Genomic DNA, 21,453 nt, shown 5'->3' with positions numbered 1-21,453 from the left:
ATTTGGGCAAATATAAAAAGACAAAACCGATGTGTGTGCGGTGATTCGAGGTGATGTGGTGGCGTCGGGAGCGGGGCCCGGCCCGCCGTCAGCGCGTGATGACGAAGGGCTTGAAGCGCAAGGCTGCGCTGATGCGATCTGCGATGCCGCGGGCCTCGCTTTCGCTCGCATAGGGGCCGGCATGCAGACGGAAGCGGCCGTCGAGTGCGAGCACTTGCAGCTGATCGGCCAACGATCCCATCTCGTGGCTGACGAACTTGCGGAAGCTTTCGGCGTTGGCGGCGCTGGCGAAGGCGCCCAGTTGCAGGAAGATCCCGCTGGTTTTTGCCGCGGCAGGGGCTGAGGCGGCGAGCGGTTTGAGTTCCGTAACGGCGGCCGCGCTGATCGGGGCGGCAGCGACCACTGACGCTTCGGTTCGCGTGCTTGTCGGCGGCGTTGGAGCGGGCTTGGCACTGGCGACCTCGACCGGCTCGGGCGGCACGGGTTTGAGCGGTGTGCGCTTCGGGGCCGGGCCGCGTTGGCGGATCGGCGGAATGTTCGAGGCGAGAACCTCGATGCCTTCCGGCACGATCGCTTCGATCTCGACATCCGTGTGGCCGGTATCGAGGTAGTCGAGCTTGTAGGCGGCCGCGTACGAAAGATCGATCGCGCGCCCGGAATGGAAAGGGCCGCGGTCGTTGATCCGTACGATCACCGACTTGCCGTTGCGCAGGTTGGTGATGCGCGCGTAGCTCGGGATCGGCAGCGTCGGGTGCGCCGCCGTCATGCCGTACATGTCGTACTTTTCGCCGCTTGAGGTCGGCTTGCCGTGGAACTTGCGTCCGTACCAGGAGGCGAGGCCCTGCTCGCGGTATGGCGCGACCTGCTGTGCCGGTACGTACTCCTTGCCGAACACGCTGTAGGGATTGTTGGCGAAGCGGTGCAGCGGTTCGGCCTTCGGTTCGGCGTCCGGCACCGAATCGAGGTTGTCCGGGATGTCGTCGCCGGGTCCGTCGTCCTTATAGTAGCCGCCGCCCTTCTTCTGCACGACCTTCGGCTTGCTGCCGCTGGCGCTCGGGGGTACGGGGCGAGCCTCAGGCTGCGGGTTGACCGGAGCGGGCGAGGTGGCGCAGGCGGAAAGCACCAGCGCGGTTGCCAGCGCCGATAGCGTGCCGATCGGCAGGCGGGTGGAACCGTGACGGAAAACGCGGCGGATCATTTCTGGAGCAGCGTCCGGTGGCGGGCAACACTCATCAGGATACCCAAGCCCAGGCAAAGCGTCACCAGGGCGGTGCCGCCATAGCTCACCAGCGGTAGCGGCACGCCTACCACCGGCAGGATGCCGGTCACCATGCCCATGTTCACGAAGGCGTAGGTGAAGAAGGAGAGCGAGATCGCGCCGGCCAGCAGACGCCCGAACACGGTTGCGCCGTTGGCGGCAATCAGGAGGCCGCGCAGGATCACGAGCAGGAAGGTGAACAGCAGGCCGATGTTGCCGATCAGGCCGAACTCTTCCGAGATCACCGCGAAGACGAAGTCGGTGTGGCGCTCGGGAATGAACTCCAGCTGCGTCTGCGTACCGTTGCGCCAGCCCTTGCCGAGCACGCCGCCAGAGCCGATCGCGATCTCTGACTGGATGGTGTGAAAGCCTTTGCCAAGCGGATCGGAGGTTGGGTCGAGCAGCGTACAGATACGGTGCTTCTGATACTCACGCAGGCCCGGCCACTGCACGTCTGGTGCGCAGATCTTGTCTTCGGTGGCGATGATTGCGCCCACCCCGACCGCTCCGGCCAGCATGACCGGCGCGATCAGCTTCCAGGAGAGGCCGGCGAAGAAGATCACGAACAGTCCGGCGGACAGCACCAGGATCGCGGTGCCCAAGTCGGGTTGTTTGGCGATCAGGCCGACCGGGATCGCCAGCAGCACGGTTGCGACGATGAAGTCGCGCACCGCGAGCGAACCTTCGCGAATCTGGAAGTACCAGGCCAGCATCAGCGGCATCGCGATCTTAAGCAACTCGGAGGGCTGAATCCGCATGATGCCCAGGTCCAGCCAGCGCTGCGCGCCCTTCGAGATCTGCCCGAACAGTGCCACCGCCACCAGCAGCAGTACGCCCGCCACATATAGCGGCAGCGCCAGGCTTTGCAGCCGCTGCGGAGAAATGTTGGCGACCACCCACATTACCGCCAGCGCGACGCCGGTGTTGATCAGCTGCGCCTGAATGCGGTCCGGCGAGGCCGATAGCTGCACTACGGTCGTGAAGCCGATCAGCAGCATCAGCAGTGCGAACAGGAAGGGGTCGATCGGCGCGGCAATGCGGCGCCACAGGCGTTGCAGGATCATTCCGCCCCCGGTTGTTCTGGTGCAGCACCTTCCGGCACCTTGCCGAGCAGGTAGTAGTCGAGCACCTGGCGCGCGATCGGTGCGGCCGATTCGGCACCAAAGCCACCGTTTTCAACCAGGATCGCCAGCGCGATCTTGGGCGCCTCGGCCGGGGCGAAGGCGATGAACAGCGCATGGTCACGCAGGCGTTCGCCGAGCTTGTGCGATTCGTACTTGCCGCCTTTGAGCGAGAAAACCTGCGCGGTGCCCGTCTTGCCGGCAGCCACGTAGGGTGCCCCGGCAAAGGCGCGCGCGCCGGTACCGAACTTGTTCACGCCCACCATCGCGTCGTGGATCACCTTGACCTGCTCGGGCTTGATCGGGATCGTCTTGATCGGCTCTGGCTCGATGACGCGCTTTTCATTAGTGCGCGGGTCTTGCACGTACTTCACCAGGTGCGGTTTGTACATCACGCCGCCGGCCGCGAGCGTGGCGGTCGCGTGCGCCATCTGCAGCATGGTGTAGTTGTTGTAGCCCTGACCGATGCCGACCGAGATCGTCTCGCCGGCGTACCACTTCTGCAGTTCGGGCTTCTTGAAGCGTTTCTTCTTCCATTCCGGCGAGGGCAGTACACCGGTGGCTTCGCCGCCGATATCGAGGCCGGTGCGCGAGCCCAGGCCGAACTGACCGAGCGTGCGTGCGATCGAGTCGATGCCCATGTCGTTGGCGAGCGCGTAGTAGTAGGTGTCGCAGGAGACGATGATCGACTTGGCCATGTCGACCGAACCGTGGCCACCCTTCTTGTCGTCGCGGAACTGGTGGCCGCCGAACCAGAAGTAGCCGGGGTCCGAAATCGCCTGCGACGGCGTGCGCTTGCCGGTCATCAGCGCGGCGAGCGCCATGAAGGGCTTGAATGTTGATCCGGGCGGATAGGACGAGTAGATCGCGCGATGAATCAGCGGGTGGTCGGGCGAATTGTTCAGAGCGTCCCAGTTTTGCGGATCGATCCCGTCGACGAACAGGTTGGGGTCGAAGGTCGGCTTGGAGACCAGCGCCAGCACGCCGCCGGTACCCGGTTCGATCGCGACCAAGGCGCCGCGTCGGTTGCCGAAGGCCGCTTCGGCGATCTTCTGCAACTGGCTGTCGAGCGTCAGCACCAACTTGCGGCCCGGCACCGGCGGAGTGCGCGCAAGCGAACGTACCGCGCGGCCGCCGGCATCCACCTCGATCTGCTCGAAACCGGTGGTGCCGTGCAGTTCGTCTTCGTAACTCTGTTCCAGGCCGCTTTTGCCGATGTGCTCGGTGCCGCGATAGTTCGCTGCGCGGTCCTCGTCTTCTTCGATGCGCGTCTTTTCCTTGTCGTTGATGCGGCCGATGTAGCCCAGCACATGGGACGCAAATTCGCCTTCCGGGTACTGGCGGAACAGGCGCGCCTTGATATCCACGCCGGGGAAGCGATAGCGCTGGGCGACAAAGCGCGCCACTTCCTCGTCGGTCAGGCGGTTACGGATCGGCAGGCTTTCGAAGGTTTTGCTCTCTTCAAGCAGTTTCTTGAAGCGCTTGCGGTCCTTCGGCTGGATATCGACGATGCCGGCCAGTGAATCGATCGTGGCGTCCAGATCCTTGACGCGCCCCGGCGTGATTTCCAGCGTGTAGGCGGAGTAGTTGCGCGCCAGCACGAGGCCGTTGCGATCGACGATCAGGCCGCGGTTCGGCACGATCGGCACCAGCGAGATGCGGTTGTCCTCCGCGCGGGTGCTGTAGTAATCGTGTCGGATCACCTGCAGCCACACGAAGCGTGCGACCAGCAGGCCGAAGCAGAAGAAGACAAACATGCTCGCTGCCAGCACACGGCCGCGAAAGCGCGAAATCTCCTGTTCGGGGGTCTTGAATTCCATCGCTTTTCGACGCCGCTCAGAGCGGACGGTTCTGGTCGCGTTCGATCGGCTGCATCTGCGGCAGCAAGAGCACGAAGTGCGCGGGGAACCACAGCAGCGCGGTGGTGAAGGTGGTGAAGAAGTACTCCCAGCCCGGGAACTCGGCGCCGGCAATCAGGCGCACCACCAGCATGACGATCTGCGTCATCAGGAACAGCGGCACCATCTGCAGCGCCTGTGCCGCGGGCGGGAACCACAGCAGGCGGCGGCTCATGGTGCTCGCAATGAAGGCCAGCAGCACATAGGCGAGCGCGTGCTGACCGAGCGCCGAACCGTAGCCGATGTCGGTCAGCAGCCCGAGCCAGAAGCCTGCGCCCATGTTCACCCGCAGCGGCTCGCGCACACACCAGAAAGCCAGCACCAGCGCGACAAAATCCGGCACGCCGGGCAGCGCGCGCGTCGGCACCAGGTTCAGCGTCAGGCCGAGGAACAGTGTGATCCACACCCAGCCCATGCGGACCGGCAGCAGGATGCGGCTGGAGCGGTGCGTTGGCTGCATGTCACTTCCTCTTCGGGCGGCCGCCCGGCGTGGTGGTCGGCGGCGCCGGGTCGTTGGCGGTCGGGTCTTCGAGCGGCTTCACGTTGCGACCGATCACCAGCACGGCACCGCTGCGCTCGATGCCGGCGACCGGTTGGCAGATAAAGCGCGCGAAGCCGCGTGCATCGTCGCGGTTGACCTTCACGACTTTCGCGACCGGCAGGTCGGGAAGGTAGATGCCGTCGAGGCCTGAGGTGACGATCACGTCGCCGGGCTCCACATCGGCGTTGGCTGCGAGGTAGCGCAGTTCGAGCATGCCGCCGCCGGCGCCGAACATCACGGCGCGCTGGCCGGTGCGTACCACTTTCACCGGAATCGCTTGATCCTTGTCGGTCAGCAGCGTGACTTCCGCCTGCAACGGGAATACCCGTGTCACCTGCCCGACGACACCCGCGTTGTCGATGGTGGCAAGACCTTGCTCAATGCCATCGCGCTCGCCGCGATCGATGATCACGCGGCGCGCAAACGGGTCACGTGCGGTGTAGAGCACTTCTGCGGCGATGCTGCGCGCACCGATGCGCTCGCGCATCGCGAGCAGTTCGCGCAGTTGATGGTTCTCGTTCTCCAGGCTCTGCTGGCGCAGCAGGCGTTTCGCGTCATCCAGTGCGCGCGCGCGCAGGTTCTTGATCTCGCTCTGCAGGCTGCTCAGCGAGGAAAAGTAGTCGTAGGTGCGGTTGGCCCATTCCGCGGGTGTCGACGCGGCGATCTGCAAGGGATAGGTCAGCACCGTGACGCCGTGGCGCACCGTTTCGAGGTAGCGGAAACGTAGGTCGGCCACCAGCAGCCCGATCGACAGCACGAGGTAGAGCGTGAGCCGCGCCGATGCCGGCAGGCCGCGCTTGAAGAATGGAGGAGGCTGGTGACCGACGACGGACATGGTGTCTGGGCGCTTCGGTTCGCGTGCGGAAAGCCTGCGGCGTGGGGTGAACGGGCAACGCGCGCTTCACGCGCGCGCTGCCGGGTGGCTTGCTTCGCGGCGAGCTTACTCGTTGGCGAAGATGTTGCCGAGCTTGTCCATCTTTTCGAGCGCCATGCCCGAACCGCGCACCACGCAGGTCAGCGGATCGTCGGCGACGATCACCGGCAGGCCGGTTTCTTCCATCAGCAGACGGTCGAGGTCGCGCAGCAGCGCGCCGCCACCGGTCAGCACCATGCCGCGCTCGGCGATGTCAGCGCCGAGTTCCGGCGGGGTCTGCTCGAGCGCGTTTTTCACGGCGGACACGATGGAGTTGAGCGGATCGGCCAGCGCTTCGAGGATCTCGTTGCTGGAGATCGTGAAGCCGCGCGGGATGCCTTCGGCGAGGTTGCGGCCTTTGACTTCCATTTCGCGGACTTCGGAGCCCGGGAAGGCCGAACCGATTTCCTTCTTGATGTTCTCGGCGGTGGTTTCACCGATCAACATGCCGTAGTTGCGGCGGATGTAGTTCACGATCGCTTCGTCGAACTTGTCACCGCCGACACGCACCGAGTTCGCGAACACCGTGCCGCCGAGCGCGATGACGCCCACCTCGGTGGTGCCGCCGCCGATGTCGACCACCATCGAACCGGTCGCATCCGCAACCGGCAAGCCGGCGCCAATTGCGGCGGCCATCGGTTCTTCGATCAGAAACACTTGCGAAGCGCCAGCGCCCAGTGCCGATTCGCGGATCGCGCGACGCTCAACCTGGGTCGAGCCGCAGGGCACGCAGATGATGATGCGCGGGCTCGGCGCCAGCATCGACGAAGGATGCACCTTCTTGATGAACTGCTTGAGCATTTGCTCGGTGACGGTGAAGTCGGCGATCACGCCATCCTTCATCGGGCGGATCGCGGTGATGTTGCCCGGCGTCTTGCCCAGCATCTGCTTGGCGGCCGAACCCACGGCCTGGATCGTTTTCTTCGCGTTCGGGCCGCCTTCGGTGCGGATCGCGACCACCGAAGGTTCGTCGAGCACGATGCCGCGGCCGCGGACGTAGATCAGGGTGTTGGCGGTACCGAGGTCGATCGCGAGATCGTTCGAAAAATAAGAACGCAGGAATCCGAACATGTCTGAGTAAATCCGTGTTTTGTCTGGGGGGTGCCCGGGGCGGTGCGGGGTGCGCCCTTGTGGCGCATGGCCGGCTGCGGATGTCGCGAACCGGGGCGGCCGATCAGTGGGCCAAAGTGGCCTCGCTTGGCTGCAAACCGCCGTTCGACGGTGCCCTGCACCCGTCCGGCTAGGGCGGGTAAAGGGTCTATGATAACCTATTCAATTCCTTGTTTTGAATGAAATTCCGGCCATGTCGCTGACTCACGACGACGTTCACCGCATCGCGCGGCTTGCCCGGCTCGAGCTGGACGAACAGGAGGCCGCGGCCTCGCAGGAAAAGCTCAACGGGATTTTCGGCCTGATCGAACGCATGCAGGCCGTCGATACCACCGGTGTCGAACCGCTTTATCACCCCCAGGCTGTAGCGCAGCGCCTGCGCGAAGACCGCGTTTCGGAAACCGATCGTCGCGACGCCTACCAGGCCGTGGCGCCACAGGCGGAAGAAGGTCTCTACCTGGTTCCGAAGGTCATCGAGTAAGCGGGAGGTTGCCATGCAGCAACGCAGGCTGGGCAAGACCGGTTTTGAGGTTTCCGAGATCGCGCTGGGTACCTGGCAGGTTGGCGGCCGTTGGGGCGATGCGTTTTCGGACGCCAACGCCGAGACGATCCTCAATCGCGCGATCGACGCCGGTATCAACTTCATCGACACCGCCGACGTCTACTCCGCGGGGATGTCCGAAGCGGCCGTGGGCCGCGTCGTGCGTGCGCGCCGCGAACGGGTGTTCGTCGCGACCAAATGCGGGCGCCAGGTCTCTCCGCATGTGAATGCCGGCTACTCCGTCGAGCGCCTGCGTGGCTTCGTCGAGGCGAGCCTGAAGAACTCCGGCCTCGAAGCGCTGGACCTGATCCAGCTGCACTGCCCGCCGACCGAGGTGTTCTACCGGCCGGAAATCTTCGGCCTGTTCGATGACCTCAAGCGCGAAGGCAAGATCCTCAATCTCGGCGTCAGCGTCGAGAAGGTCGAGGAAGCGCTGAAGGCGATCGAGTATCCGAACGTCACCACGGTGCAGATCATCTTCAACATGTTCCGCCATCGCCCAGCCGGCTTGTTCTTCGAGCAGGCCGCGAAGCGCGACATCGGCGTGATTGTGCGGGTGCCGCTGGCGAGTGGCCTGCTGTCGGGCAAATTCGGTCGCGACACCACGTTTGGTGCGGAAGATCATCGCCACTTCAACCGTGACGGGGCCGCCTTCGACAAGGGCGAGACCTTCTCCGGCGTGCCCTATGAACTGGGCCTGCAGGCGGTGGAGGAGCTCAAGCGCGTATTCCCGGACCACACGCCGCTGGCGCTGTGGGCGCTACGCTGGGTGCTGATGTTCCAGCAAGTGTCCACGGTGATCCCGGGTGCCTCGCGCCCCGACCAGCTCGACGCCAACCTCGCCGTCGAAGGACTGCGTGCGCTCACCGAGGCCGAGATGGCGGCGGTGCGCGATATCTACGAACGATTGATCAAGCCTTCGGTGCACCACCTCTGGTGATCGCGGGCACTGCCACACGGATCCAACGTGCTTGAACTGAGCCTCAAACAGCTTGCTGCCGGCCTCTCGGCAAAACAGTTTTCCAGCGTCGAACTGACGCAGACCTTCCTCGACCGCATCGCGGCGCTGAACCCTTCGCTCAACGCCTTCATCACGGTCGACCGTGAGGGTGCACTGGCGCAGGCCGCCGCTGCCGATGCCGCACGCACTGCGGGGGCGGTGGGCCCGCTCGCCGGCATCCCGATCGCGCATAAGGACATTTTCTGTACCGAAGGCGTGCTGACGACCTGCGGCTCGAAGATCCTGTCGAATTTCGTCAGCCCCTACGACGCCACCGTGGTGTCGCGTCTGAAGGCCGCCGGCACCGTGATGCTGGGCAAGACCAACTGCGACGAATTCGCGATGGGCTCGACCAACGAGCACTCGGCCTACGGCGCGGTGAAGAACCCGTGGGATGTGTCGCGCGTACCCGGCGGCTCTTCGGGCGGCTCCGCGGCAGCGGTGGCGGCGCGCCTGGCGCCGGCGATCACCGGTACCGACACCGGTGGTTCGATTCGTCAGCCCGCCTCGCTGTGCGGCGTGACCGGCCTGAAGCCCACCTACGGCGCCGTATCGCGCTGGGGCATGGTGGCCTATGCGTCCTCGCTCGACCAGGGCGGCCCCTTCGCAAAGAGCGCCGAGGACTGCGCGATCCTGCTCAACGCCTTTGCCGGCTTCGACGAGAAGGATTCGACCTCGGCCGAGCGCGAAACCGAGGACTACACCCGCCTGCTCGCGAAAGCCCCGGCCGATCCGGCCAAGCCGCTCGCTGGCGTGCGCCTGGGCGTGCCGAAGGAATACTTCGGTGACGGCCTCGCCGCCGATGTGCGCGACGCGATCGAAACTGCGATCCGCGAGATGGAGAAGCTCGGCGCCGTGCGCGTCGAAGTCAGCCTGCCTAAGACCGAACTGGCGATCCCGGCTTACTACGTGATCGCGCCGGCCGAGGCGAGCTCCAACCTCAGCCGTTTCGACGGCGTGCGCTACGGACACCGCGCCGCGGAATACCGCGACTTGGTCAACGACAAGACGTCGGCGCTTGAGGCGATGTACATGCGTAGCCGGTCGGAAGGCTTCGGCCGCGAAGTGCAGCGCCGCATCATGGTCGGCACCTATGTGCTGTCGCACGGCTACTACGACGCTTACTACCTCAAGGCCCTGAAACTGCGCCGCCTGATCGCGGAAGACTTCAAGGCCGCGCTGTCGCAGTGCGATGTGCTGCTTGGGCCGGCCAGCCCGACCACCGCCTGGCCGATCGGCCAGATGGCGGACGACCCGGTGCAGATGTACCTTGCGGACATCTACACCGTCGCGATCAACCTTGCCGGCCTGCCGGCGATGTCGATTCCCTGCGGCTTCGGCGCGGGCGGTCTGCCGGTCGGGCTGCAGATGATCGGCAACTACTTCGATGAAGCACGCATGCTGGAAATCGCACACCGCTTCCAGCAAGCGACGGACTTCCACGCCAAGGCGCCGGCGCTGTGAAACTCGAAACCTGGCTCGCGTTCTTCGCAGCGTCGTGGCTGATCAGCCTGTCGCCGGGTGCCGGCGCGCTGTCGTGCATGACTGCGGGCCTGCGCTACGGCTTCCGCCGCGGGGCCTGGAACATCCTCGGCTTGCAGATGGGCGTCGGGCTGCTGGTGTTGGTCGTCGCACTCGGCCTGGGCGCGATCCTCGCGGCCTCGAACGTGGCCTTCATGGCGATCAAGTGGTTTGGCGTGGCCTACCTGATCTGGCTGGGTGTGCAGCAGTGGCGGGCAGAGCCGAAGCCGCTGGTGGAGGATGCCGGTGAGGTGGTGCCGGCGGCGCGCGGCGCGCTGGTGCTGCGTGGCTTCCTTGTGAATGCGAGCAATCCGAAGGGCATCATCTTCATGCTCGCAGTGCTGCCGCAGTTCATTGATCCGCACGCGCCGCAGGCGCTGCAGTACCTGATCTGCGCCGGCACGCTGTTCTTCACCGACGCGGTCGTCATGAGCGGCTACACCTTGCTCGCGGCGCGCGTGCTGGCGGCGCTGCGCGACCCGAATCACATCCGCTGGACCAACCGTTTCTTCGGCAGTCTGTTCGTGTGTGTCGGGCTGCTGCTGGCGAACTTCAAACGCGCAGCATGAGCGTGCGGGTGTCCCAGGTGGCGCGTCGTGTGGCGGTGGCGCTGAGTCTCGCCTTGCTGGCATCTTGCGCGACGGAAAAGGTCGGCAAGAAAGGCGAGGACGAAGTGTTCGAACCGGCCAAGCCGCCGGTGATGGCCGAGAAGGCGCCGAGCGGCAAGGGTGCGGACCGCCCGCTGCCCGCAGTGCCGCTGAAGCCGACGCCACCCAGCCCCGCCGCGCCGGCTGTCGGGCGGCCCAAGAAGGCAATGGAAGCCAAGCCGCTCAATGTGACGTTCCGCTGCGCGGCGCACGACGAACGGCACCACACCGCGCAGGCCGATATCGAAGTCGCTGACGGCAATGTGCATTACCTGCGCACGCGGCTGGCGACGCCGCAGGGCGGTGTGTGCGAATTCGCGCTGCCCGATTTCACGCAGACGCAGCGCATGCCGTCGGTCGAACTGAAGGCGCGCAGTGGCCGCTGCACGCTGCGGATGTGGGAGCAGGGCCCCAAGGTGACGCTGGCCTACAGCAACTGCGAGCAGTACTGCAAACCGTCATCGACGATGGATTACATCCTGCCGATCCTGTACGACCGGCGGGTAAACCGTTGCAACTGAACCTGATTTGAGATGCGGCGCTGCAAGTTGTGCAGCACCGAGATTGGAAGACACGAAATGAGCAGAGCCGACTGGGAAGTCGTGATCGGGCTGGAAACACACGTTCAGCTCTCGACGCAATCGAAGATCTTTTCCGGCAGTTCCACCGCCTTCGGCGCCGAGCCGAACCGCCAGGCCTCGGCGATCGACATCGCGCTGCCGGGCGTGCTGCCGGTCTTGAACCGCGGCGCGGTCGAGCGTGCGATCCGCTTCGGGCTGGCGATCGGTGCCAAGGTCGCGCCGACTTCGATCTTCGCGCGCAAGAACTACTTCTACCCCGACCTGCCGAAGGGCTACCAGATCAGCCAGTACGAGCTGCCGGTGGTGCAGGGCGGCACGATCACGGTGCAGGTCGGCGAGGGCGACAAGGCCTACGAGAAGGTCATCGAGCTGACCCGCGCGCACCTTGAGGAAGACGCCGGCAAGTCGCTGCACGAAGACTTCCACGGCATGTCGGGCATCGACCTGAACCGCGCCGGCACGCCCTTGCTGGAGATCGTCACCGAGCCGGTGATGCGGTCGAGTGACGAGGCCGTTGCCTACGCCCGCGCGCTGCATTCGCTGGTGCGCTGGATCGATATTTCCGACGGCAACATGCAGGAAGGCTCCTTCCGCTGCGACGCCAACGTATCGGTGCGCAAGAAGGGCACCGAGAAGCTCGGTACGCGCCGCGAAGTGAAAAACCTCAACAGCTTCCGCTTCCTCAAGGAGGCGATCGAAGCCGAGATCGCCTACCAGATCGAAACCCTGGAAGACGGCGGCACGATTCAGCAGGCCACCGTGCTGTTCGACCCGGACGCAGGTGAAACCCGCGCGATGCGCAGCAAGGAAGACGCGCAGGACTACCGCTACTTCCCCGACCCCGATCTGCTGCCGCTGGTGATTTCCGACGAATGGATCGCACGCGTGAAGGGCGAGTTGCCCGAGCTGCCGGCCGCCCTGCAGGAACGCTTCCGTGGCGAGTACCAGCTCTCCGCCTACGACGCGGCAACGCTCACCGCCAGCCGCGAGATGGCGCAGTACTACGTCGACACAGTTGCCATCGTCGGCGCGGCATCGGCAAAGCCCGCGGCCAACTGGGTGATGGGCGAGCTGGCCGCGCGTCTGAACAAGGAAGGCCGCGACATCACCGATGCGCCGGTCAAGCCCGCGCAGCTGGCTGGCATGCTCGCACGCATTGCCGACAGCACGATCTCGAACTCGGCCGCCAAGAAGGTTTTTGATGCCTTGTGGAATGGTGACGCGACGAGTGCTGACGAGGCGATCGAGAAGCAGGGCCTCAAGCAGGTCACCGATTTGTCTGCGATCGAGCCGATCATCGACGAGGTGCTGGCGGCCAACCAGAAGTCGGTGGAGGAGTTCCGCGCCGGCAAGGAGAAGGCCTTCAACGCGCTGGTGGGCCAGGTCATGAAGGCGAGCAAGGGCAAGGCCTCGCCGGCGCAGGTCAATGAGTTGCTGAAGAAGAAACTCGGCGGCTGACGCCTGCTTTACCCCTACACACAAACGGCCGGGCATGTCCCGGCCGTTTGCTTTGGTGCGTCCCTGGCGCAGGGCCCCCGTTCGGGTGCGCCTGTTCCTGCCGAGAGCTACCGCGCCACCGCGCGTCGGGCTGCCGATCGGTTTCTCGGAAAATTGTCGAATTTGGGCAATTTGACAGGGGTAATGGGCATCGGCAGCGGCGTCGGGCGATGCCTATCATCGCGCTCCCCGTGGCACAGCCGTGGGGCCTGTATCAGCCGCGGTCGCGGGGGCGGCCACGGAATCGAACCTCGGGAGGCGCAGTGTTGGGGATGAAAAAAGGGTTCAGCTTGGCCTGGCTGTTGGCGATCGGTATGGTGTGCGCCGCGCCGGCGCGTGCGGCAGGCGATTGGGTGGTTGCGCAGGTGGCGAGCTTCAGCGGATCGAGCGCACACATCGGTAACGATCTGCGCGCCGGCGCGATGGTGGCCTTCAACGCAGCAAACGCGCGTGGCGGTGTTGCCGGCCGCAAGCTGAAACTGGTCGTGCGCGACGACGAGCAGCAGCCGGACAAGGCGCTTGCCGCAACGCGCGCACTGGTGGAACAAACCAAACCGATTGCGCTGTTCGGGCTCAGCAGCAATGAAGCGAGTCTGGCGTTGCTGCAAGCCCGCCTGCCCGAAGCGCTTGGTCTTCCGCTGGTGGGGCCGCGTGCGGGGGTTGCGAGGGTGCTGGAGTCCGGCTCCGCTCAGGTGTTCGTGACGCGCGCCGGCTATCGCGACGAGATCAAGGCCTTGTTCCAGCATTGCGAAATGTCGGGCATGCGCGAGGTGGCGCTGGTACATCAGAAGGACGAGGTGGGTACCGAGATCCTTGCGCTGGCCGATGCGCTCGCGGCGCAGCACGGCTTGCGGCTCGTTGCGCGCGTGGCGCACGACAACAAGGCCAAGCGCGACACCCAGGCACACGAACTGCCGAATGTGCGCGAGGCGATCGACGCGGTGCTGCGTGTGCCGCATCAGGCCGTGCTGTTCGCGGTGACCGATCCCACCCTGATGGCCGCCATGGTGGCCAGCTACCAGCGCGATCCGCGCCATGCGGTGATGATGGCGCTGTCGTCGGCCGACGGGCGATGGATCGCGGAGCGGGTCGGCAGCGATCGTGCCCGCGGCTTGCTGATCACACAGACGGTGCCCGCCGCGGGTAGTGCCAGCGCGGCGCTGCTGCGGCGCTTTGCGAACGACCTCAAACTCGGCGGCGCGAGCGAGGAGGACGCCGCTGAATTCACGGTGAATTCCGTGATGCTTGAAGGCTATGTGTCGGCGCAGGTGTTGATCGAAGGCTTGCGTCGGGCTGGCAGCAATGCCGATCCGGCGCGCCTGGGCGCGGCGCTGCAGGGCTTGCGTGGTTTCGACATCGGCGGTTTCGACATCTCGTTCGGAGGGGCATCACGTCAAGGCTCGCGCTTCGTCGAGGTAGCCATCCTGGGCAGGCAGGGCGAGCTGGTGCGCTGAGGCGCGCACGGTGGGTTGTATGCGGGCCTTGGCGCGCCGTAGCATGCGGCGTCATGTCTGGAGTTGCCCCGATGTCAGGATTTCCGCCTGCTACGCCGCTGCGCATTTCGACCACGCTGACCGAGTTCGATTTCGACGGCGTGTATCGCTTCCTGTCGCAAGAAGCTTACTGGTCGAAGGGTCTGCCGCGTGAGGTGTTCGATCGCGCGGTGGCGAACTCGCTGTGCTTCGGCGGTTTTCTGGGTGATGTGCAAGTCGCGTTCGGCCGTGTGATCACCGACAGGGCGACGTTTGCCTATCTGGCCGATGTGTTCGTGTTGCCTGCGCACCGCGGGCAGGGCTATTCGAAACAGTTGATGGATGCGGTCGTCGCGCATCCCGAGCTGCAAGGCCTGCGCCGCATGGTGTTGGTAACCGGCGACGCGCACGGCCTGTACGCGCGATACGGCTTTACCGAGCTGGCGGCACCCGATCGCTACATGGAGCGCCACCAGCCCAGCATCTACACCTCAGTCTGAGGCGCCGCTGCGTTCGGTGCGCCGTCGCGCAAAGTCGATGAACCAGGCGAGGCTGTCAGGGTTGGCCATGGTGTCCGGGTTGGCGACCTTGTCGAGCGGCTGGCCCATCATCAGTTTCTTGATCGGCAGCTCCATCTTCTTGCCGGACATCGTGCGCGGAATCGCTGCGACCTGAAAGATGTCGTTCGGCACATGGCGCGCGGACAGTGCCTGCTTGATCCGTTCGCGGATCGCCCCTTCGAGCGCCGACGTCAGCGAGTCGCCTTCCCGCAGCACGACGAACAGCGGCATGTAGGATTTGCGCCCCAGGTATTCGAGGTCCACGACGAGGCTGTCGATCACCTGCGGCAGGTCTTCCACTGCGCGATACAGCTCGCTCGTGCCCATGCGGATGCCGTGGCGGTTGATTGTGGCGTCCGAGCGGCCATAGATCACCGCGCCGCCGCGCGGCGTGATGCGCACCCAGTCGCCGTGGCGCCAGATGCCGGGGTACACATCGAAGTAACTGTCGCGATAGCGTCGGTTGCCCGCATCGTTCCAGAAGTAGAGCGGCATCGAGGGCATCGGCGCAGTGCAGACGAGTTCCCCGACTTCGTCGTGCAAGGCCTTGCCCGCTTCGTCGAAGGCCTCGATGCGTGCGCCGAGGCAGCGGCACTGCATTTCGCCACGCACCACGGGCAGCGTCGGCACACCGCCGACGAAGGCGCTGACGATATCGGTGCCGCCCGAGATCGGGCTGATCCAGATGTCGCTGCGCACCGCGTCGTACAGCCACTGGTAGTTCTCGGGCGAAAGGGGCGAGCCGGTCGAGCCGAGGCCGCGCAGTGCGGAAAGATCGGCCACTTCGGCCGGGTGAATATCGGCTTTCTGGCAGGAGGCATAGAAGGCCGCGCCGGCGCCGAAATAGCTCACGCGGCTTTCGCCAGCGAAGCGCCACAGCGCAGTGAGATCCGGGTAGCCGGGGCTGCCGTCGTAAATGCAGATCGTCGCCCCGACGAGCAGGCCGGCGATCTGCGCGTTCCACATCATCCAGCTGGTACTGCTGAACCAGTGGTAGCGATCGTGCGGGCCGAGATCCAGGTGCAGGCCGGCGAGCTTTACATGCTCCAGCACCACGCCGCCCTGCCCATGCACCATCGGTTTGGGTAGCCCGGTGGTGCCGGAGGAATACACCACCCACAACGGGTGGTCGAAGGGTACTGGCGTGCTGACGAGCGGCGCATCGCCCTGCGTGACGCTGGCCCAGCTGACGCCGTTACGGAATCTCGTCGCGTCGATCACTGCATCGAGCTGCGGCAGCAGCACGAGATGCGCTACCGTGGGGAGCTCGGTGAGCAGTTCGGCGACCAGCTCGCGTCGGTCGTGCGTCTTGCCGCCGTAGCGGTAGCCGTCGACGGCCAGCATCGCTTTCGGCGCGATCTGGCGGAAGCGGTCCAGCACCGCGACGCGGCCCATGTCTGGCGAGCAGATCGACCACACTGCGCCGAGGCTCGCGACAGCGAGGAAGGCGCTGACGGTTTCCGGGATGTTGGGCATGTAGGCGACAACGCGGTCGCCAGGGCCGATGCCCATCGCGCGCAGCGACGCCGCCAGCGCCGCGACTTCGCGTTGCAGTGCCGCCCATGACACTTCACGTGCATCGCCAGCCTCGTTGCGGAACACGATCGCTGGGCGCTGATCGCTGGCGTGGCGGAAGACTTGATCGACGTAATTGAGCCGTACGCCGGGAAACCATGTTGCGCCCGGCATCGTCGCGTCGGCCAGCGCGTGACCACGCGGCGCATCGGCACGGATGTCGAACCAGTCCCACACGGCGCACCAGAACGCATCAGGATCGTCCACCGACCATTGCCACAGCTGCGCGTAGTCATCGAAGCACAGCCCGCGTTCGCGGGCCAGCCAGTCGCCGAACGCGGTGATGCGCGCGGCCTTGATCATTGCGTCGGAAGGGCGCCAGGCGATCTGATCTTCCATCCGTCGTCTCCGTTCATGAATGCAGATCGGCGCATCATGCGCGGACTGTCATGCTGGCGTCAGGCGCCGCGGCGACTATCTGGCGCGATCCGCCGGCGCCGGAGCGCGCGGCGGATCGTGGGCGATCAGTTGTCGCCGTCGAGCAGGCGGCCGAGGCCGCCCAGTACCGAGCCTTCCTCGCGCGACTGCCCGCCCGCCGCTGGTGCAGCCATCACGATGCGGTTGGCCATGCGCGACAGCGGCAGCGATTGCAGCCAGATCTTGCCGGGGCCGCGCAGCGTGGCGAAGAACAGGCCTTCACCACTGAACAGCGCGCTCTTGATGCGGCCGACGTACTGGATGTCGAAGTCCACGCTCGATTCATAGGCCACGACGCAGCCGGTGTCGACCCGCAGCGTTTCACCTGCGCGCAGTTCCTTCGCCACGAGCGTGCCGCCGGCGTGCACGAAGGCCATGCCATCGCCGTCGAGCTTTTGCATGATGAAGCCCTCGCCGCCGAACAGGCCTGCGCCGAGCTTGCGCTGGAAGGCGATGCCGATCGAGACGCCGCGCGCCGCGCAGAGGAAGGAATCCTTCTGGCAGATCAGCGTGCCGCCGATCTTCGCCAGATCCACCGGCACGATGTGGCCCGGGAAGGGGGCCGCGAAGGCGACGCGCTTCTTGCCGCTGCCTTCGTTGTGGAAGATCGTGGTGAACAGCGACTCGCCGGTCAGCAGGCGCTTGCCCGCACCCATCAGCTTGCCAAAGAGGCCCTGCTGCGCGCTGGAGCCGTCGCCGAAGATGGTGTCCATCTCGATGCCGTCTTCCATGAACATCATCGCGCCGGCTTCGCCGATCGCCGCCTCGCCGGGATCGAGTTCGATCTCGACGAACTGCATCGCGTCGCCCTTGATCTCGTAGTCCACAACATCCATGGCCATGGTGGTCTCTCCTTTTGGATTCGTGCCGCTTCAGTGCAGCATCATCTGACGAATGTATTTCACCGGTGCGCTGCCGAAAGACAGGAAGCGCTCATGAAAGGCTTTCAGGTTGAAGGCTTCACCCTCGCGGCGGCGTAGATCCTCGCGCAGCGCGTAGATGCTGGCGAAACCGCTGTAGTAGCTGGTCAGCTGGACCTGGGTGAGCTGCACACGGCGCCATTTCTCCTGTGCTTCCGCTTCCTGCTGGAAGGCTTCATCGCGCAGCAGGCGCATCGCCTGCGCTTCGGTCATGCCCAGCGTATGCACGCTGTAGTCCAGGATCGTGTTGCACACCACCCGCAACGCCCACTTCGCGTAGATCAGCTCCATCTCCGGCTCGTGGTTGCCCCAGCCGGATTCGAGCATCATCCGCTCGGCGTACACCGCCCAGCCTTCGATCATTGCGCCGTTGCCGAGCAGGCTTTTCACCAGGCTGGGCGAGCGGTTGGCGTAGACCAGCTGCGCGTAGTGGCCAGGCACCGCTTCGTGGATGTTGAGGATCTGCAGCATCCAGTGGTTGTATTCGCGTAGGGTGCTTTCCTGCTCGGCGGCGGGCTCGTTGTCGAGCGGATCGACGTTGTACCAGGTGGTCGCTGCCGGATCGAAAGGCCCGGGGGCATCGATCGAAGCGCCGGCCACGCCGCGTTTGTGCAGCGGTGTCTCGCGCACCTGCAGCGGTTTGTCCGGGTCCAGCGTCAGCAAGTCATGATCGCGCACCCAGGCTTCGAGCTGCGGGATCTGCCGCTTCACTTCGTCGACGAATTCCCCTGCCGCGACGTGACGTTCCGAGAGCTTGCCGATCAGCTGGCTGATGCGCTCCAGCCGCGTGGCAGGCAGCGGCGTATCGGCGAAATACTTGGGCCACAGTGTTGCGGCGAGCGCATCCATCTTCGCGTGCAGGCGCTCCTTCTCGGTCAGCGCGGCGCGGTAGAGCTGCGTCGGTGTCAGATCGGTCTGGATGTCGTAGGCGAACTTGCGCGCATACAGCGCTGGCCCGATGCGGAAGCTGCGTGCCTCGCCGCGCGTCAGGCGCGGCAGCATCGTTTCGAGATGGGCGATCCATTCACGCACCGCTTGCCGCGCGAGCGACGCGCGCGTGCGCAGCTCGGCAAGGCGCGCTTCGTCGAGCGTCGAGTCGTTGATCGCCGATTCGAGCGGCGCGCCAAGCAGATCGAGCACGCCCTGGCTTTGCTGGATCGCGAGTCGCGTGTGTTCCAGCGTCGGGCGACGCACTGTGTGCCGGGCTGCCGTGTAGTAAGCCGGTACCTGTGCGAGGCGGGCCGAGATCGCGAGCAGGCGGGCGTCGCGCGGCGCGTAGTCGCGCGTCAGCAGGATCGAGAAGCCTTCGCCGATATTCCATTCGCTCGGATCCCATTCCAGGTTGCGGAATTGGCTGCGGTACCACTGGATGCTGCGTAGCTGGTTCTCGATCAACGCGCGGTCGACGCGGTTCGATTCGGACAATTGCCCGACCGGGTGGCGCGCGAGTTGCCCGAGCCATTTCTGTGCGAACGCAAGGTCTGCCGCGGGGTCCGGAATGGCGAGGCGCTGCGCGTCGCGATACTGGCCGACCTGCAAGGCCCATTCCGGGTTTTGTGTCAGCAGGGCGTCGATGAAGCCCTGCTTGAAGGTGTCGAAGCTCGCATCGGCGCGCGAGACGGGATTGGTGGGCACAACCGGCGCCACATCGGCATTCGCCGGCGGCGCCGCAGCAAACAGGCTGGCGATCAGCGCGGCGGCGACCGAATGGCGCATCTCGGGCTTCTTCACGCTGCGGCCTCCACTTGCACCAGGCAGTCGTAGAAGGTCGGGCCGTTGCCCAGGTCGGTGAGCGCTTGCGAGGTCACCGCGTTGGCGTTTTCACCGTCGCCGGAGAGTTTCTGCCACCAGATCGACGGCGCGCTGACCACGCCGGCGCGGACACCGGGCTGTGCCGCGTCCACCCTCAACGTTGCGTGGAAGGCCCCACGGTCGTTGAAGATGCGCACACGCTGGCCGTCGGCCAGGTTGCGCGCGGCGGCGTCTTGCGGATGCATGTCGAGCCAGGGCTTGCCCTCGGCCTTCAAAAAGCGCGGGATGTTGGCGAACGTGGTGTTGAGGAAGTTGCGCGCAGGTGGGCTGATGAAGGCGAGCGGGTAGTTTGCCGCCAGCGCCGGGTTGGAGGTTGGCCCCTCGTGCGGAGGCACGTAGGTCGGCAGCGGGTCGTGGCCCTGTGCCTCAAGCGAGGCGGAGTAAAACTCGCACTTGCCCGAAGGCGTCGGGAAGCCGCCCTTAGCAAAGGGGGCGAACGGCGTTGGCAGCGCCATGCGCTGGAAGCCGTCGCGCTTCATGGTCTCCCAGTCGAAACCGGCGTTGCGCGGGTGGTCCTTGCGGAAGGCCTGCGCGGCGATGGCCTCGTCGTCCTCGCTGAAGCAGGGCTCGGTGAAACCCATGCGCTTTGCGAGTTCGCGGAACACCCAGGTGTTGGGCCGAGCCTCGCCAAGCGGCGCAATCGCGGGCACGTTGGCCAGCGCGTTCAGGTGGCCGTAGCTCTTGTGCACATCCCAGTGTTCGAGCTGGCTGGTGGCGGGCAGCAGGATGTCGGCGTAGTCGGCCGTGTCGGTCTGGAACAGCTCGTGCACCACCACGAACAGGTCTTCGCGGCCGAAGCCGGCGCGTACCTTGTTGGAGTCCGGCGCTACCGCGACCGGGTTGGAGTTGTAGACCATGATCGCGCGCAGCTTCGGGTCGTCGCGATGCAGCAGCTCGTCGCCGATCGTGCTCATGTTGATCGTGCGCGGCGGGAAGCGCGGGTCTTCCGGATAGAGGTCGGGGCGCTCCAGCGCGAGGCCATCCACCGCGTAGGTACCGGAGGTGGAGAGCAGCACGCCGCCCGCAGCGTGGCGCCAGTGACCGGTCAACGCCGGCAGGCAGGTGATCGCGCGCATCGCGCTGCCACCACCGGCGCAGCGGTTAAGCCCGTAGTTGACGCGAATCGCGGCGGGCTTGGCCGTGCCGTACTCGCGCGCCAGTTGTTCGATGTCGGCGGCGGCGAGCCCGGTTTCGCGCGCGGCGCGTTCGGGCGTCCACTCGCGCACGCGCTTGGCCAGCGCATCGAAGCCCAGCGTGTAGTCGCGGATGTAGTCGTGATCGAGCAGGTCGTCGCGCACCAGCACATGCATGATCGCCAGCGCCAGCGCGCCGTCAGTACCGGGGTAGGGCTGCAGGTGCCAGTGGCACTTCTCCGCGGTCTGGGTGCGCAGCGGGTCGATGCAGACCACGCGCGCGCCGCGCCGCTTGGCTTCCTGCACCCGGCTCCACAGGTGCAGGTTCGACACCACCGGGTTGGCGCCCCAGATGATGATGTAGGGCGCGTCCGCGAAGGCTTCCGGGTCGGTGCCCAGCGTCGCGCCGATGGTGGCTTTGTAGCCCTGGAAGCCGGCTTCAGCGCAGATCGTGCGGGCGAGGAGGCTGGCACCGAGGCGGTGGAAAAAGCGCCGGTCCATCGAACTGCCCTGCACCAGGCCCATGGTGCCGGCGTAGCTGTAGGGCGTGATTGCGCGCGGGTCGTCCGCGGCGATCTGCTTGAACTTGGTGGCGATGGTGTCGAGCGCCTCATCCCAGCTGATGCGCTCGAACTTGCCCTCGCCCTTCTTGCCAACCCGCTTCATCGGGTATTGCAGGCGCTGTTCGGAGTAAGTGCGTTCGAGGTAGAAGGCGACCTTGGTGCACAGCGCGCCGTTGGTGATCGGCAGATCCGGGGCACCTTGAATCTTGGTGGCCCGGCCGTCTTCGACCGTGACGAGCATGCCGCAGGTGTCGGGGCAGTCGTGGGGGCAGGCCGCTCGGACGACGTGCTTGCCGGCGGTGGGGGTGGTTTCGCTCATGGCGCTCGCTCAGGGGGCCGGCGGGTAGCCGGAAAGCGAGATTCTATGTGTTCC

At 65.6% G+C, this 21,453-nt stretch carries 18 protein-coding genes; 8 read left to right on the top strand and 10 right to left on the bottom strand.

The features are described from left to right. Positions 1–88 precede the first annotated feature (88 nt). From ACE3P0_RS17940 to ACE3P0_RS17915, 6 genes are all read right to left on the bottom strand, one after another. Positions 89–1,198, bottom strand: a complete 1,110-nt coding sequence (locus tag ACE3P0_RS17940) for a septal ring lytic transglycosylase RlpA family protein (protein ID WP_374404125.1) — start codon at positions 1,196–1,198, stop codon at positions 89–91. Next, on the bottom strand, positions 1,195–2,322 hold the full coding sequence (gene rodA / locus ACE3P0_RS17935) for a rod shape-determining protein RodA (RefSeq protein WP_374404123.1): 1,128 nt from the start codon (positions 2,320–2,322) through the stop codon (positions 1,195–1,197). The genes ACE3P0_RS17940 and rodA overlap by 4 nt, the downstream gene beginning before the upstream one ends. Next, the gene (mrdA, locus tag ACE3P0_RS17930) at positions 2,319–4,199 is read right to left on the bottom strand and encodes a penicillin-binding protein 2 (RefSeq protein WP_374404121.1); all 1,881 of its coding nucleotides are present in this window, start codon (positions 4,197–4,199) and stop codon (positions 2,319–2,321) included. Before mrdA ends, rodA begins: the two co-directional genes overlap by 4 nt. Before the next feature lie 16 nt (positions 4,200–4,215). Continuing rightward, positions 4,216–4,737: a rod shape-determining protein MreD gene (mreD, locus tag ACE3P0_RS17925; protein ID WP_206254144.1), complete on the bottom strand. Its 522-nt coding sequence runs from the start codon at positions 4,735–4,737 to the stop codon at positions 4,216–4,218. A 1-nt stretch (position 4,738) separates the two neighbouring features. Next, positions 4,739–5,653, bottom strand: a complete 915-nt coding sequence (gene mreC / locus ACE3P0_RS17920) for a rod shape-determining protein MreC (RefSeq protein WP_374404119.1) — start codon at positions 5,651–5,653, stop codon at positions 4,739–4,741. Positions 5,654–5,758: 105 nt separating this feature from the next. Beyond that, positions 5,759–6,802, bottom strand: a complete 1,044-nt coding sequence (locus ACE3P0_RS17915) for a rod shape-determining protein (protein WP_374404118.1) — start codon at positions 6,800–6,802, stop codon at positions 5,759–5,761. Between the two features lie 232 nt (positions 6,803–7,034). Between ACE3P0_RS17915 and gatC the strand changes: the two genes are divergently transcribed. The 8 genes from gatC (at position 7,035) to ACE3P0_RS17875 (ending at position 14,600) form a co-directional block, all read left to right on the top strand. Beyond that, positions 7,035–7,322 carry an Asp-tRNA(Asn)/Glu-tRNA(Gln) amidotransferase subunit GatC gene (gene gatC, locus ACE3P0_RS17910; protein WP_374404117.1) on the top strand — a complete coding sequence of 96 codons (288 nt, stop codon included), beginning with the start codon at positions 7,035–7,037 and terminating at the stop codon, positions 7,320–7,322. A 13-nt stretch (positions 7,323–7,335) separates the two neighbouring features. Continuing rightward, positions 7,336–8,322, top strand: a complete 987-nt coding sequence (locus ACE3P0_RS17905; RefSeq protein ID WP_374404116.1) for an aldo/keto reductase — start codon at positions 7,336–7,338, stop codon at positions 8,320–8,322. Between the two features lie 27 nt (positions 8,323–8,349). Next, positions 8,350–9,846: an Asp-tRNA(Asn)/Glu-tRNA(Gln) amidotransferase subunit GatA gene (gene gatA / locus ACE3P0_RS17900; RefSeq protein ID WP_374404115.1), complete on the top strand. Its 1,497-nt coding sequence runs from the start codon at positions 8,350–8,352 to the stop codon at positions 9,844–9,846. Then, entirely contained in the window at positions 9,843–10,472 is a 630-nt protein-coding gene (locus ACE3P0_RS17895; protein ID WP_374404114.1) for a LysE family transporter, read from the top strand. Before gatA ends, ACE3P0_RS17895 begins: the two co-directional genes overlap by 4 nt. Positions 10,473–10,474: 2 nt before the next feature. Next, positions 10,475–11,071 carry a hypothetical protein gene (locus ACE3P0_RS17890; protein WP_374404113.1) on the top strand — a complete coding sequence of 199 codons (597 nt, stop codon included), beginning with the start codon at positions 10,475–10,477 and terminating at the stop codon, positions 11,069–11,071. Between the two features lie 57 nt (positions 11,072–11,128). After that, on the top strand, positions 11,129–12,589 hold the full coding sequence (gene gatB / locus ACE3P0_RS17885) for an Asp-tRNA(Asn)/Glu-tRNA(Gln) amidotransferase subunit GatB (protein WP_374404112.1): 1,461 nt from the start codon (positions 11,129–11,131) through the stop codon (positions 12,587–12,589). 311 nt (positions 12,590–12,900) lie between these two features. Continuing rightward, a complete protein-coding gene (locus tag ACE3P0_RS17880) occupies positions 12,901–14,082 on the top strand; it encodes an ABC transporter substrate-binding protein (protein ID WP_374404111.1) in 1,182 nt (393 codons plus the stop codon). Positions 14,083–14,153: 71 nt separating this feature from the next. Next, positions 14,154–14,600: a GNAT family N-acetyltransferase gene (locus ACE3P0_RS17875; RefSeq protein WP_374404110.1), complete on the top strand. Its 447-nt coding sequence runs from the start codon at positions 14,154–14,156 to the stop codon at positions 14,598–14,600. Here the strand turns inward: ACE3P0_RS17875 and ACE3P0_RS17870 are convergent. The 4 genes from ACE3P0_RS17870 to ACE3P0_RS17855 form a co-directional block, all read right to left on the bottom strand. Further along, positions 14,592–16,574 (bottom strand): acetoacetate--CoA ligase, encoded by a 1,983-nt coding sequence (locus tag ACE3P0_RS17870; RefSeq protein WP_374404109.1) that lies wholly within the window; start codon positions 16,572–16,574, stop codon positions 14,592–14,594. The genes ACE3P0_RS17875 and ACE3P0_RS17870 overlap by 9 nt on opposite strands. Before the next feature lie 125 nt (positions 16,575–16,699). After that, a complete protein-coding gene (locus ACE3P0_RS17865; protein WP_172203353.1) occupies positions 16,700–17,494 on the bottom strand; it encodes a TIGR00266 family protein in 795 nt (264 codons plus the stop codon). Positions 17,495–17,524: 30 nt separating this feature from the next. Next, complete coding sequence (locus tag ACE3P0_RS17860; RefSeq protein ID WP_374404108.1) at positions 17,525–19,303, bottom strand: DUF885 domain-containing protein; 1,779 nt, start codon at positions 19,301–19,303, stop codon at positions 17,525–17,527. Next, a complete protein-coding gene (locus tag ACE3P0_RS17855) occupies positions 19,300–21,399 on the bottom strand; it encodes a molybdopterin-dependent oxidoreductase (protein WP_374404107.1) in 2,100 nt (699 codons plus the stop codon). Before ACE3P0_RS17855 ends, ACE3P0_RS17860 begins: the two co-directional genes overlap by 4 nt. Between the last annotated feature and the right edge of the window lie 54 nt (positions 21,400–21,453).

It is taken from the genome of Niveibacterium sp., from assembly GCF_041909475.1.
Classification (GTDB): Bacteria; Pseudomonadota; Gammaproteobacteria; order Burkholderiales; family Rhodocyclaceae; genus Niveibacterium.
The sequence above is the reverse complement of the archived record's forward strand: the minus strand, read 5'-3'. Positions and strand labels throughout refer to the sequence as shown.

Coding starts and splice junctions, on each gene's coding strand:
- ACE3P0_RS17855 (WP_374404107.1), bottom strand. CDS start 21,399: ATGAGCGAAACCACCCCCACCGCCGGCAAGCACGTCGTCCGAGCGGCC.
- ACE3P0_RS17880 (WP_374404111.1), top strand. CDS start 12,901: ATGAAAAAAGGGTTCAGCTTGGCCTGGCTGTTGGCGATCGGTATGGTG.
- gatB (WP_374404112.1), top strand. CDS start 11,129: ATGAGCAGAGCCGACTGGGAAGTCGTGATCGGGCTGGAAACACACGTT.
- ACE3P0_RS17875 (WP_374404110.1), top strand. CDS start 14,154: ATGTCAGGATTTCCGCCTGCTACGCCGCTGCGCATTTCGACCACGCTG.
- ACE3P0_RS17865 (WP_172203353.1), bottom strand. CDS start 17,494: ATGGCCATGGATGTTGTGGACTACGAGATCAAGGGCGACGCGATGCAG.
- mreD (WP_206254144.1), bottom strand. CDS start 4,737: ATGCAGCCAACGCACCGCTCCAGCCGCATCCTGCTGCCGGTCCGCATG.
- ACE3P0_RS17940 (WP_374404125.1), bottom strand. CDS start 1,198: ATGATCCGCCGCGTTTTCCGTCACGGTTCCACCCGCCTGCCGATCGGC.
- rodA (WP_374404123.1), bottom strand. CDS start 2,322: ATGATCCTGCAACGCCTGTGGCGCCGCATTGCCGCGCCGATCGACCCC.
- ACE3P0_RS17905 (WP_374404116.1), top strand. CDS start 7,336: ATGCAGCAACGCAGGCTGGGCAAGACCGGTTTTGAGGTTTCCGAGATC.
- ACE3P0_RS17870 (WP_374404109.1), bottom strand. CDS start 16,574: ATGGAAGATCAGATCGCCTGGCGCCCTTCCGACGCAATGATCAAGGCC.
- ACE3P0_RS17915 (WP_374404118.1), bottom strand. CDS start 6,802: ATGTTCGGATTCCTGCGTTCTTATTTTTCGAACGATCTCGCGATCGAC.
- mrdA (WP_374404121.1), bottom strand. CDS start 4,199: ATGGAATTCAAGACCCCCGAACAGGAGATTTCGCGCTTTCGCGGCCGT.
- mreC (WP_374404119.1), bottom strand. CDS start 5,653: ATGTCCGTCGTCGGTCACCAGCCTCCTCCATTCTTCAAGCGCGGCCTG.
- gatC (WP_374404117.1), top strand. CDS start 7,035: ATGTCGCTGACTCACGACGACGTTCACCGCATCGCGCGGCTTGCCCGG.